The following is a 14,044-nucleotide window of genomic DNA, read 5'->3' on the forward strand; positions in this document are numbered from 1 at the left end:
AAAATGGCTGTAAGAGTTATAAAGGAAAAATGCAAAGGTTGTACTAAATGTGTGAAGAACTGTCCTTTTAGTGCAATTACTATTGAAAATAAAATTGCTGAAATTGGCAGTTCATGTACCGGATGTGGAGTTTGTGTAAAGAATTGTCCATTTGGAGCAATTGAAAAAGTAGAAGAAAAGAAGGCAGCAGTTGATTTAAGTTCATATAAAGGTGTATGGGTATTTGCTGAGCAGAGAGGCGGGAAAATAATGCCCGTAGTAATTGAATTGCTTGGAGAAGGTAAAAAGTTGGCAAAGGAAGTTGGAAGCGAGCTTTGTGCAGTTCTATGCGGAAAAAATGTAAGTGGACTAGCTGATGAGTTATTTGCATATGGTGCAGATAAAGTTTACATAGCAGATAATGAGGAGCTAGAAAACTATCGTACAGATGCATATTCAAAAGTAATATTTGAAGCAATTACAAAATATAGACCTGAAATTGTATTATTAGGAGCAACCCACATAGGGCGTGATTTAGGCCCGTGTCTGGCTGTAAAATGCAGTACTGGACTAACAGCTGACTGCACAAAACTTGAGATAGATCCAGATGACAAAAAGATAAAACAGACAAGACCGGCGTTTGGCGGAAATCTCATGGCTACCATAGTTTGTCCAAATAATCGTCCTCAAATGTCAACAGTAAGGCCTGGTGTTATGGATAAAGCAAGCTATGAAAAAGGACGCAGAGGCAAACTTGTAAAATTAGATGTAGAGTTCAGGAAAGGTGATATTAGAACAAAAGTTATTGATATAGTAAAAAAATCAGGAGATATAGTCTCACTTACGGATGCAGATATAATAGTTGCAGGAGGTATGGGACTAGGAAACCAGGAAGGATTTAAACTTCTAAATAGACTTGCAGATAAATTAGGAGGAACAATAGCAGCATCAAGGGCATGTGTGGATGCAGGCTGGATAGATCACTCATATCAGGTAGGACAGACAGGAACAACGGTAAAACCTAAAATATATTTTGCATGTGGTATTTCTGGGGCAATACAGCATTTAGCAGGAATGCAGAATTCAGATTATATAGTTGCAATAAATAAAAATGAAAATGCTCCTATTTTTGAAGTAGCTGATTATGGTATTGTGGGAGATTTGTATCAGGTAATTCCTGCAATATTAGAAGAGTTAGAGGTGTAATCTTTAAATTTTAGTAAAATCGAGGAGGAATAAGTTATGAGTAATAAACCATTAGAAGGTATAAAGGTTATTGAATTAGCAAACTTTATAGCTGCTGCAACTGCGGGACGTTTTCTTGCAGATTTGGGTGCAGATGTTATAAAGATAGAAAGTCCAAAAGGAGATCCACTTCGTTATACAGCACCAAGTGAAGGAAGACCTCTAGATATGCATGAAAATACTACATGGGATCTTGAGAATGCCAATAAGCGTTGTATTTCTTTAAATATGAAGACTCCAGAAGGGAAGAAAGCTTTCTTTAAGCTTTTGGATACTGCAGATATACTCATTACAAACTGGAGAGTTCAAGCTTTAGAGCGTGCTGGTTTAACTTATGAATGTTTAAAAGAAAAATATCCAAAGTTAGTTTATGCAATGTGTACAGGTTATGGAGAATATGGTCCTGACAAAGATTTACCAGGATTTGATTTTACCGCATTCTTTGCAAGAGGAGGTTACCTTGAGACATTGCGTCAAAAAGGTTCTGTCCCTATGAATGTTGTACCTGGACTAGGAGATCATAATGTAGGTATGAATCTTGTGGCTGGTATATTGGCAGCATTGTATCAGGCAAAGACAAAGGGAATTGGAGAAAAAGTTACTACAAGTTTATTCCAGACAGCTGTTTTTAATATGGGAATGATGGTTCAAGCTGCACAATACAAAGACATAGGTACACCATACCCAATAAATGTTCGCAATGGTAATAATCCACTTTTAGCTGCATGGGAAACAAGGGACGGAAGATTTATACAGACATGTACACCTGATTATAACACTTATTATAAGAAACTCATGTCTGCAATTGGAAGAGAAGATTTGGTTGATTCTGATAAATATTTTCCAATTCAGAACGTACAGAAAACTGGTGTAGGGTATGAGGTATATGACATAGTAATGTCAGCTATAAAGACTATGACTGTTGATGAATGTAGTGAAAGATTGACAAAGGCAGATATTCCTTTTGCTCTTGCACAATCTTTAGAAGAAATGTTAGTGGATAAACAAGCATGGGCTAATGAATGTTTCTATAGTATGAAATATGACAATGGAAATACAAGGACACTTGTTAGACCACCTGTAAATTTTGCTGAAATGGGAGAACCAGAGTATGTACGTGGACCGATGATAGGTGAACAAGGCAGAGAGGTTTTAAAAGAAATTGGCTACACAGATGAACAAATAGAGAAATTAATTACAGAAAAAGGGCTTTATATAGAAGAAGACTAGATTCTGATTCTTAAATATTGAAATTCATGTCGGTATGTATTAGTAGATCTTTTTCAAGGTGTGTACCGGCATGAAATATATTATTGTGGGATTGTCGGAGGTGAACATTTATGAAATTTATTGATTTCCCGGAAATGAGTGTCAAAGTAGAAGGAATGGATAATATAAAAATACCTAAGATGATAAAAATAAGACAGATTTATGATCCATTCAAGATTAAAGACTTAAAATCATGGATAGAAAGAGAAATGGAAACTAATCTTTCAGATAAAGACAGCTTTAAGGGAAAAAGAATTTGTATTACAGCTGGAAGTAGAGGCATACCTGACTTAGATATAATTATAGGGACTATAATAAGTAAATTAAAAGAATGGGGTTCAAAACCATTTATAATTCCTGCAATGGGAAGCCATGCTGGTGGAACTGCAGAAGGTCAAAAAGATTTCATAGCATCTTACAATATTACAGAAGAGTCAATGGGCGTTCCTATATTATCCTCAATGGAGGTTGTAAAAATTGGCGAATTAGAAGATAAAACTCCTGTATATTGTGATAAGAATGCATATGAGTCAGATGGAATCGTTGTTTTAAATAAAGTGAAACCACACACTGATTTTAGAGGTAAGCATGAGAGCGGAATGGCAAAAATGATGGCTATTGGTCTAGCAAAACATAAAGGGGCATCAATGTTTCATATGAAGGGATTTTCATCTTTCCCAGAAAGGATTCCTCAGGTATGTGATGTATTTTTAAAAAATGCACCTGTTGCATTTGGAGTAGGAATTGTTCAGAATGCTTATGATGAAATAAGTAACCTAGAAGTTATGGAAAAGGAAAAAATTCTTGAAAGAGATGCCGCTTTACTTGAAATAGCAAAGGAAAAAATTGCAAAATTTAAAATACCATCTATTGACGTTCTTATTATAGATGAAATTGGTAAAAATATTAGTGGCAATGGATTTGATCCAAATGTCGTAGGAAGAAGTAATTCTCCTGGATTTGAAGATGTCTTAGATTTAAAGAAACTCTTTATAAGAGGACTTACAGATGCAACTCATCATAACGCATGTGGATTGAATCATGCAGATGTTACAACAAGAAGATGTGTTTGTGATGTGGATTATGAATCAACCTGGGTCAACGTGTCAACTGCGACGATGTTAAATGGTGGCCGTATTCCAGTGTATACAAATAATGATAGAGATGCTCTATTACTAGCAATTAGAACTTGTACTGGCATAGATTTTGATAAAGTTAAAGTAGTGCGCATTAAAAACTCATCAACAATGGATATAATAGAAGTTTCTGAAAGTTATTATGATGAACTAAAAAATAGGGATGATGTTGAAATTTTAAGTGAAGCAAAGGATATAGAATTCGATAAAGAAGGTTTTATTATTTAAAATATAAGGGGGAATAGAGATGAAAATTTTAAAAACTGTTCAAAAGGTTCCAGGCGGATTGATGATTGTTCCACTCTTTCTTGCAGCAATAATAAATACATGTTTTCCTCAAGCATTAAAAATTGGTGGAATAGCTACAGCAACATTTAATACAGGAGCTTTGGCATTTATAGGTTGTAACTTATTATGTGTAGGTGCCCAGATCAATCCTAAAGGTGTTGCGGAATCATTAAAGCGTGGGGCAGCGCTCACAATTGCAAAATTCCTTGCAGGTTTCATTCCTGCTATAATTGTAGCAAAAATATTTGGAAACGCTGGTATATTAGGAATTACACCCCTTTTACTTTTGGCAGCTGTTACAAGTGATAACTGTGGTATATATCTTGGACTTATGCCTGAAATAGGAGATGAATATGACTTAGGAGCTCAATCATTGTTGGGTCTTACAGCTGGTCCTCTTTTTACACTTCTTGGGCTAGGAGCCGCAGGAGGTGGATTTAATCCAATTGCTATAATTGCATCAGTAGCAACAATGGTTGTAGGTTTTATACTTGGAAATCTTGATGAAGAAATAAGAGACTTTTTAAAACCAGGAATCACGTTTACACTTCCATTCATTGGTTTTGCTGTTGGAAGTGCATTAAATATTGTAAATATAATTAAAGGTGGTCCTACAGGTCTTTTATTAGGAGTATTAGTTCTTGTATTGTCATTTATATTCTTGGTACCTGTTGACAAATTTATACTTCATCGTCCAGGGTATGCAGCCGTTGCAAACTGCTCATCAGCTAGTAGTTCTGTAGCAGTTCCCGCGATTGTAGCTCAGGCAATACCGAGTTTATCAAGTCAAGTTGGTGCTGCAACTACAGCCTTAGCAGCTTCAGCAGTAATAACTGCAATTGTGTGTCCTATAATGACATCTATGGCAGTTAAGAAGTGGGGAACTGGAAAAGTGACCGGTGCAGATGATTCCAGCAAAGCACAGAATGCATAGCCTATAACTTAACTGTGTTAAGATCCTTTGTGATATACAAATTTTTAAATTGAATTTACTTAAATACAGATAATATAATGAGGAAATTGCGTAATACTAATTTGTTTTTACGCAATTTCCACATTTTATTTTAGGGCATTTTACTTCATTGTAAATGATATGTTTTGTGGTAATATTATAATATATTAGTACTTTTTTAATTGTTTACAATGTTTGGTTATATAAATATGGAGGTGTAAAATAGTGAGGATATTATATTATGATTGTTTTTGTGGAATAAGTGGAGATATGAATTTGGCGGCACTTGTAGATTTAGGTGTTCCAAAGGAATATTTGATTAAGGAGCTTTCAAAGTTAAATTTAAATTCTGAGTATGATATATCAATTACTTCCTCTTCTAAACTCGGAATAACAGGTACACGGGTTGATGTCGTATTAAAAAATAATGATGACAGCAATGCACATACACATGAGCATAGCCATCACCACAGAAATTTAGAGGACATAGAAAATATTATAAATTCGAGTGATTTAGATGATGATATAAAGCAAAATAGTGTTAAAATCTTTAAAAAGGTGGCAGAGGCAGAAGCTAAGGTTCACGGAAAAGGTTTAAATGAAGTTCATTTTCATGAAGTTGGAGCAATCGATTCAATTATAGATATCGTTGGAGCAGCAATATGCTTAAATTATCTAGATGCTGATAAAATAATGGCATCTAAAGTGCAGGTCGGTGGAGGATTTGTAGAATGTGCTCATGGAGTAATGCCAGTACCAGCACCTGCTACAGCAGAGATATTAAAAGATATTCCTATAAAAACGGGTATAGTTCAATTTGAAACAACAACTCCTACTGGAGCAGCAATACTTTCGGCAAATGTCGATAACTTTGGAAGCAATATTGATTTTACAATTAAAAATACGGGATATGGTATAGGACATAGGAATTTAGAAATTCCTAATGTATTAAGGGTGTACATTGGTGAAGATTAAAATGTTGTAATATTATTAAATTATATTTAAGGATGGTTTATAAAATGGTAAATGATGAAAAATATAATGAACTTATAAAATATCTTAAAAGTTTAGGAAGAGTTGTATTAGCCTTTTCGGGTGGAGTTGATAGTACATTTTTACTTAAGGCATCAAAAGAAGCACTTGGAAATAACATAAAAGCAGTTACAATACTATCACCTTATATCCCAAAATGGGAGATAAAAGAGGCGCAGGAATTAGTTAAGAAACTTGAGGTTGAACATCAAATAATAGAAGCACCGATTATTGATTCTATTAGATTTAATCCTGAAAATAGGTGCTATCTCTGTAAAAATGCTGTATTTAATATGATATTATCTGCAGCTAAAAAGCAGGGGTATGATTATGTAATTGATGGGACCAATTATGATGATATAAAAGATTATAGGCCCGGACTTAAAGCTCTAAAAGAACTTGATATAAAGAGTCCCCTTCTTAAGTGTAAATTGACCAAAGAGGAGATAAGAAGTTATTCTAAAGAATTAGGATTGAGTACATGGAACAAGCCTCCATATGCATGCCTTTTGACTAGAATACCATATGGAAGTGAATTAAAAGAAGAGTACTTTGAAAAAATTGAAAATGCAGAAAAATATATGATGAGTATAGGATTTAGAGCAATCAGAGTCAGATGTCATGGAGATTTGGCTCGAATTGAAGTAAATAAAAGTGACAGGAATAAGTTATTTGATGAAGAACTTTTAGATATAATATCACAAAAAATAAAAGGTTTTGGCTTTAAATATGTTACATTGGATTTAGAAGGATATCGAATGGGGAGTTTTAATGAGGCTATTGGGAGGTAGATTCTTATGAATAAGAGTGATATCAAAACTTTATTAGAAGGAGTTAAAGATAATAAGATTGATATAGAAGAAGCGGTTAAAAAATTAGAGGACTTGCCTTTCAAAGATTTAGGTTTTGCACTCATAGATAATCATAGGGAAATTAGAGTAGGATACCCGGAAGTTATATACTGTGCAGGAAAAACTGTGGAGCAGGTTAGAGATATTGTCAAATTTATGCTTACAAAGGATAATAATATATTAGGAACTAGGGCCGATAATGAAATGTATAATGCAGTAAAGGAAATTTGTCCTTATGCAGAATATAATAAGCTTGGAAAGACTATAACAATTAGAAAGAACAGTCAAATTACTACTAAAAGTTATATAGCCATAGTTTCAGCGGGCACTTCAGATTTACCTGTTGTAGAAGAAGCTTATGAAACTGCAAAAATACTAGGGAATAGAGTTGAAAAAGTAATTGATGTCGGGGTTGCTGGAATACATAGATTATTTGCAAAACTTGATATTATTAGGGGAGCAAAAGTTGTTATTGTTATTGCCGGAATGGAAGGTGCTCTGGCAAGTGTTATAGGAGGTCTCGTTGATAAACCGGTTATAGCAGTTCCGACAAGTATTGGCTATGGAGCAAGTTTTGGAGGACTCTCAGCTTTGTTATCTATGCTAAATAGTTGTGCCAGTGGTGTTAGCATCGTAAATATAGATAATGGTTTTGGTGCAGCATACAGTGCTAGCATGATAAATAAATTATAGTGGTAATCTTTAAATTTAAGAGGCAAAAAGAATTTAATAAATTATTTTTTTGAATTTTGTATAAATTATGGTATACTCTAATATATAATTGGTATCTGATTGTAGAAATAATGGACTGTTTTAAAGAGTATTATTTTTACAGTGAATTATAAAATTATATATTGTAATAAGTAAGGTGAGCTATATGGATTATATATCAAATAATTCTCAGCCGGCTACTGTGGAGCAAGTATACCATGATATACGACATAGAATATTAAAATTGGAACTGGAGCCAGGACAAAAGATTAGTGAAAACCAGATGTGTAAGGAATATAATACTTCACGTTTTGTTATTAGAAATGTGTATAATCGCCTGAGCCAATTGGGATTAATTACTATATATCCACAGAGAGGGACTTATGTTAGTTTAATTGATATAAATTATATCGATGATCTTATGTTTTTAAGGTCGGCTGTTGAAAAAGAAGTATTAAATGAAATATTTACGAATATAAAGGAAAGTAATCGTCTGGCATTAGTTGAAAAATTAGAAAAGAATCTTGAGTTGCAAGAGTACTGGAAGGGTCAGAAATCATACAATAAGGATTTTATGAGATTGGATTCTGAATTTCATAAACTTATAATTGATAGTGTAAATCGTTATAGATTGGTAAGAATTTTATCAGATCCAATGCTTCACATTGCCAGATGGCGTAATTTTGATGTTTCTATTATAACTCATAGGTTGCCTGAGTTAATAGAAGAACATAGAGAAATTGTAAATGCTATTAAAGATAGTGATTTAGACAGAGCCAAGCAGGGCATATCAAATCATTTAAGTAGTATATCTACCCTTGCAGATTTAGCAAAGGAAGAATATCCTCAATATTTTACTGATAATGAGCCTGGATTTATTTAAAATGGATCTAGGTGCTTTTGCTTTTTATAGGGTTTATAACTTAAGCTTGGAATTACAAACCATATATATGGTTTGTAAATGAGAAGTTAATCCATCCCCCAGGAGATGTTACCAAAATCCGGTACAATAAAAGCATTTAATGTACCTATATTTTTTCAGTATATCCCAAAGGTTAAATTAACTTTAAAATTATAAATCATATATAAATATGTTGTAGGAATCAGATAAATGGTGTGGTATATTATAGGATTAATATGGGAAATTTTTTTAAAGCAGATATTTCAAAGATGTGGAGGAATGTTAAAATGAAGAAAATAATATTTGCAGGCGGATGTTTTTGGGGAGTTGAAGCATATTTTAGTGAGATGGATGGAGTTGTAAAGACAAAGGTTGGATATGCAAATGGAAATACAGATAACCCTACGTATGAAGAGGTATGTAAGAATACAACAGGGTATGCCGAGTCTTGTTATATTGAATACAATGAAGATATAATTAAACTTGAGGGACTTTTAAAAGCATATTGGAGGGTAGTGGATCCAACGATAAAGAATAGACAGGGGCATGATATAGGAACTCAGTATCGCACTGGAGTGTACTATATAGATAAATGTGATTTGGATATTATATTGAAATCTAAGGAAGAGGAACAAAAGAAATATAAAGAAACTATTGTTACAGAGATTTTGCCATTAAAAAATTTCTATAGTGCAGAACAGTATCATCAAAAGTATTTAGAGAAAAATCCCAATGGATATTGTCATATCCCAAAGGAACTGTTAAAGAAACGTTAGTGTAATTAGATAAAAATTGCCGTAAGGTAGTACATTCCATACGGCAATTTCAGTTAATAATAAGCAAATATTTACCAGGCATATATAGTGCCGTCAGTTCTCCAGTCGGTACCACCCGATAAGACTCCGTTTTCATCTTTCCAAATTATCTGTCCTCTTCCAAAATCGCCTTCGTCGATGGAGTAATTTAAATTATGTCCTTTATAATGTAAACATTCTGCTATATGCTTTGGAAATGCATGTTCTATATTAACACTTTTTCCTTTGGTCCACATCCATCTTGGAGCATCCAATGCTGCTTGTGGATTTAAATTGAAATCCAAGCAGTTCATTAATACCTGCACGTGTGCTTGAGGCTGCATAAATGCCCCCATTATTCCAAAAGGACCTATTGCTTTTTTATTTTTCATTAAAAATCCTGGAATTATTGTATGATATGGTTTTTTTTCAGGTTCAAGTGCATTTATATGCTCTGGATCAAAAGAAAAATTTTTTCCCCTATTATGCAGAGCTATACCTGTACCTGGAACAACTAGTCCAGAACCAAATCCCTGATAAAGACTCTGAATGTATGATACCATATTGCCATAATTGTCAGCTGTTGCCAGGTAAACAGTTCCTCCCTTTTGAGTTTCATTTATTTTTGGCATAAAGGCAGTCCTATCTATTCTTTTTCTTTTTTCCTCTGCGTATGCATCAGATAGGAGATCTTCTATTTTAACCGTCATTTTATTTATATCGGTTACATATCTTAAAGTGTCTTCAAAGGCAAGTTTTACGGCTTCTATTTGTTTGTGGTAAGTATCTGCGGAATCCCTTTCATTAAAGTTAAAACCCTTTAATATGTTTAAAGCTATAAGTGCTGTGATTCCCTGTCCGTTGGGTGGAATTTCAAATACATCGTAACCTCTATAATTAATACTTATAGGTTCTACCCATTCGGCATGGTATTTTTCCATATCTTCTTTTCTTATATAACCACCAGTTTTTCTTGAAAAATAATCTATTTTTTCTGCAAGTATTCCTCTATAGAATGCTTCGCTTTTTGTTTCAGCTATAATTTTTAAGGTCTTTGCATGATCTTTTAGATAAAACATCTCTCCTGCATGTGGAGATCTGCCATTGGGGGAGAATGTTTCAAACCAATATTTAAATTTATCATCTTTAAAATTTTTCTTATATAGATCAAATGATATTTTCCAAAACTTTGCTACGGTTGGTGTTATAGGGAAACCTTCTTCTGCATATTTTATTGCTGGTTCTAATAATGTCTCAAACGGGAGTGTGCCAAATTTTTTTGAAAGTTCGGCCCAGGCTGCAGGTATACCGGGGATGTTTACTGGCTCCCATCCAAAACCTGGGATTTCACTATATCCTAAATTTCTTAAAATGGGTATTGATATTCCCTTAGGAGATTGTCCACTTGCATTTAATCCATGTAATTTGTTATTAAACCATACTATTGCAAAAGCATCTCCACCAATTCCATTTGATGTCGGTTCACATACGGTTAGACAAGCAGCAGTAGCTATGGCTGCATCCACTGCATTACCTCCTTTTTTTAGAATTTCAAAGCCAGCTTCAGCTGCAAATGGCTGTGATGTGGCCACCATTCCTCTTTTTCCATAGGAAGGAGTTCTAATAGACTTAAAAGGGTTGTATAATGCATTAAATTTCATAATATACCTCCTCTAATCGAGATAAATATTTGGAATGAGTTAAGATTTAATTACTATTTTTAATTAGTATAACATAATATATTATAATTAGTTAACTATATACATATTTGGGTATTCCTTAACATTTAATTTTCCAACCGACTTTAAATGTTAAGGGATCATAAGCTGTTTGAATTCAATGTCTAACGTCACTTTTCTTATCATGGCAGTCTAAAATAAAAAATGGTTGGAAAAGTTTCAGATAAAGTCTTTATTATCAATACCTTTAGAGTTATAATAAAAATAATGAATGGCTATTTTGCACAGGTTGAACCTTAACATAAGATGTATTTAAATTTATACAACTAATTACATCTGAAATCCTTATTCCTCGTTGAACCTTAACATAAGATGTATTTAAATAAACAATTTGCATATTCTGGTATTATATCATCAAGTGTTGAACCTTAACATAAGATGTATTTAAATGGAACATGTCTATCTCTTAATTGGTTCTGTTGTAGGTTGAACCTTAACATAAGATGTATTTAAATCATATATAAATATGACAAACCAAATATCCTTCAGGTTGAACCTTAACATAAGATGTATTTAAATGTAACTTTATTCATTTTTAATTCTAATCCATTGTAGTTGAACCTTAACATAAGATGTATTTAAATTAGGTTGTTACCCTTGCATTAAATTGAACAATATCAGTTGAACCTTAACATAAGATGTATTTAAATTATATAAAGTTCTGTCCATATGTATTTCAAAAAGGTTGAACCTTAACATAAGATGTATTTAAATTTATCCAACTCTTGTAATTCTAAATCTATATTCTTGTTGAACCTTAACATAAGATGTATTTAAATTTATTTTGATATAATATAATTTCATAATTATTACTTGTTGAACCTTAACATAAGATGTATTTAAATATATCTATATTTATCATCTCATTTATTTATTTTTATGTTGAACCTTAACATAAGATGTATTTAAATGAATATTTCCCATCTATTCTGAAGGTTGTGATTTGTTGAACCTTAACATAAGATGTATTTAAATATATACTTGAATTAGATTTACGTAATGAAAATAAGTAGTTGAACCTTAACATAAGATGTATTTAAATTTCTAAACGTGATATAGATAAATTTTGGGAGTTATTGTTGAACCTTAACATAAGATGTATTTAAATAAATATGCGAATCCACCTTTATCAACTATTTTTTTAGTTGAACCTTAACATAAGATGTATTTAAATTTTATACTTCCACATTCAGGACATATCCATTCCCTAGTTGAACCTTAACATAAGATGTATTTAAATCGAGATTAAACTAAATACTTACTGGCTCTCAGAGAAGTTGAACCTTAACATAAGATGTATTTAAATGAAACAGGACAGGTACCGGGGGTATCAACAAATTGGTTGAACCTTAACATAAGATGTATTTAAATAGCTAGAGAAGGGCAAAAGGAAGTTATTCAGACAGCGTTGAACCTTAACATAAGATGTATTTAAATCATGATTTATATTCATATTCCTTGGCATATTTATCAGTTGAACCTTAACATAAGATGTATTTAAATCTAAATGTACAATTATTATTATTCTATAAAAAAATAAGTTGAACCTTAACATAAGATGTATTTAAATTGGTAATTATAAAGGTGGATTAGCAGAGCATAGCTGTTGAACCTTAACATAAGATGTATTTAAATGTATTTTAACCACACTTATTTTAAAATAGAAATTAGTTGAACCTTAACATAAGATGTATTTAAATTCATATAAATAAATGTTGTCTTTATCCTTTATGCATGTTGAACCTTAACATAAGATGTATTTAAATTGGAAGAGCAATTGGAACTGCTAAAAGAAATTTTTCGTTGAACCTTAACATAAGATGTATTTAAATTAAATTCATTTTTCGTAACTTATTTTCTCGTTTTATGTTGAACCTTAACATAAGATGTATTTAAATATAGATTGCTTAATATTATAACTACTAGTGATAAACGTTGAACCTTAACATAAGATGTATTTAAATACCATAGGAAAGGAAATGTTCATAAAATTAAAATTTAGTTGAACCTTAACATAAGATGTATTTAAATGTAGACAGTAAGGAATTTAAGACAGGTCTAAAGGAAGTTGAACCTTAACATAAGATGTATTTAAATATTCCGCAACATATGTTAATTGCAGTGTTTAAAGGTGTTGAACCTTAACATAAGATGTATTTAAATATAATTTTTATTTCTCCATTATATCCACACTTTTGAGTTGAACCTTAACATAAGATGTATTTAAATTATTAGCACCTTTTAAAATTAATAGTATAAAACTTGGGTTGAACCTTAACATAAGATGTATTTAAATTAAATATACTTAATCGTTTCCTGCTAACTTCATTCGTTGAACCTTAACATAAGATGTATTTAAATTGTATCTCTCTCTTTTTTTATTAAATATAAATACATGTTGAACCTTAACATAAGATGTATTTAAATGAAGTCTCCGATTCAAAAGTCGGAGAGGGTACGACGTTGAACCTTAACATAAGATGTATTTAAATGTAACATATCTCTTAGTTCCGTCTTTGGCATCATAAGTTGAACCTTAACATAAGATGTATTTAAATACATTACTTATAATTAAACTAATAATTCCTAAAGCGTTGAACCTTAACATAAGATGTATTTAAATGCAATAAAATTAATTATATATGTAATCACTTATTTGTTGAACCTTAACATAAGATGTATTTAAATCATTGTTTAACGTCGCCCCAACATACATTAGTTAAAGTTGAACCTTAACATAAGATGTATTTAAATAATTATTACAGCAGTTGCAAGTTCGCAATATGGAGGTTGAACCTTAACATAAGATGTATTTAAATTCATTAATTATTTTCTTTCTGACTAATTCTCGTTTCGTTGAACCTTAACATAAGATGTATTTAAATTTGTTATCTATTAAAGCATATCCCTTAATTTTTCCTGTTGAACCTTAACATAAGATGTATTTAAATGGAACAAATCTTTTAGCTGTACATTTAGCTGCTAAGTTGAACCTTAACATAAGATGTATTTAAATTCATTAATGTTATATGTAATGTGTACAAGATTTTTTCGTTGAACCTTAACATAAGATGTATTTAAATATCATAACACCATTTATAACTGTTCCATTCTGTAGCGTTGAACCTTAACATAAGATGTATTTAA

The 14,044-nt window shown here is 31.9% G+C and carries 9 protein-coding genes, 1 pseudogene and 1 CRISPR repeat array (1 of these 11 only partly in view); of the genes and pseudogenes, 9 read left to right on the forward strand and 1 reads right to left on the reverse strand.

The genetic code is table 11. The annotated features are described in order from the left end of the window. The first annotated feature begins 3 nt into the window (after positions 1-3). The 9 genes and pseudogenes from D4Z93_RS06640 to msrA all read left to right on the forward strand — a co-directional run bounded on the left by D4Z93_RS06640 (position 4) and on the right by msrA (position 9,140). A complete protein-coding gene (locus D4Z93_RS06640) occupies positions 4-1,185 on the forward strand; it encodes an electron transfer flavoprotein subunit alpha (RefSeq protein WP_119971606.1) in 1,182 nt (393 codons plus the stop codon). Between the two features lie 36 nt (positions 1,186-1,221). Continuing rightward, the gene (locus D4Z93_RS06645; RefSeq protein WP_119971610.1) at positions 1,222-2,454 is read left to right on the forward strand and encodes a CaiB/BaiF CoA transferase family protein; all 1,233 of its coding nucleotides are present in this window, start codon (positions 1,222-1,224) and stop codon (positions 2,452-2,454) included. 110 nt (positions 2,455-2,564) lie between these two features. Further along, complete coding sequence (locus D4Z93_RS06650; protein WP_119971612.1) at positions 2,565-3,857, forward strand: nickel pincer cofactor-dependent isomerase, group 22; 1,293 nt, start codon at positions 2,565-2,567, stop codon at positions 3,855-3,857. A 19-nt stretch (positions 3,858-3,876) separates the two neighbouring features. Then, the gene (locus D4Z93_RS06655) at positions 3,877-4,851 is read left to right on the forward strand and encodes a 2-keto-3-deoxygluconate permease (protein WP_119971614.1); all 975 of its coding nucleotides are present in this window, start codon (positions 3,877-3,879) and stop codon (positions 4,849-4,851) included. 243 nt (positions 4,852-5,094) lie between these two features. Then, a pseudogene (gene larC / locus D4Z93_RS06660) lies at positions 5,095-5,841 on the forward strand (nickel pincer cofactor biosynthesis protein LarC); the annotation flags it as partial. A gap of 47 nt (positions 5,842-5,888) precedes the next feature. Next, positions 5,889-6,692 carry an ATP-dependent sacrificial sulfur transferase LarE gene (larE, locus tag D4Z93_RS06665; RefSeq protein ID WP_119971620.1) on the forward strand — a complete coding sequence of 268 codons (804 nt, stop codon included), beginning with the start codon at positions 5,889-5,891 and terminating at the stop codon, positions 6,690-6,692. A gap of 6 nt (positions 6,693-6,698) precedes the next feature. Further along, entirely contained in the window at positions 6,699-7,445 is a 747-nt protein-coding gene (larB, locus tag D4Z93_RS06670; protein WP_119971622.1) for a nickel pincer cofactor biosynthesis protein LarB, read from the forward strand. Between the two features lie 184 nt (positions 7,446-7,629). Continuing rightward, complete coding sequence (locus D4Z93_RS06675) at positions 7,630-8,346, forward strand: GntR family transcriptional regulator (RefSeq protein WP_119971623.1); 717 nt, start codon at positions 7,630-7,632, stop codon at positions 8,344-8,346. 305 nt (positions 8,347-8,651) lie between these two features. Next, on the forward strand, positions 8,652-9,140 hold the full coding sequence (gene msrA / locus D4Z93_RS06680; protein WP_119971626.1) for a peptide-methionine (S)-S-oxide reductase MsrA: 489 nt from the start codon (positions 8,652-8,654) through the stop codon (positions 9,138-9,140). 71 nt (positions 9,141-9,211) lie between these two features. Here msrA and ggt read toward each other — a convergent pair whose 3' ends face one another. Further along, a complete protein-coding gene (gene ggt / locus D4Z93_RS06685; RefSeq protein ID WP_119971628.1) occupies positions 9,212-10,819 on the reverse strand; it encodes a gamma-glutamyltransferase in 1,608 nt (535 codons plus the stop codon). 306 nt (positions 10,820-11,125) lie between these two features. Beyond that, a CRISPR array of direct repeats spans positions 11,126-14,044; the repeat unit is 30 nt; unit sequence GTTGAACCTTAACATAAGATGTATTTAAAT; it runs 3,217 nt beyond the window's last position.

Source organism: Clostridium fermenticellae (assembly GCF_003600355.1).
In the GTDB taxonomy this organism is placed as follows: Bacteria; Bacillota; Clostridia; order Clostridiales; family Clostridiaceae; genus Clostridium_AV; species Clostridium_AV fermenticellae.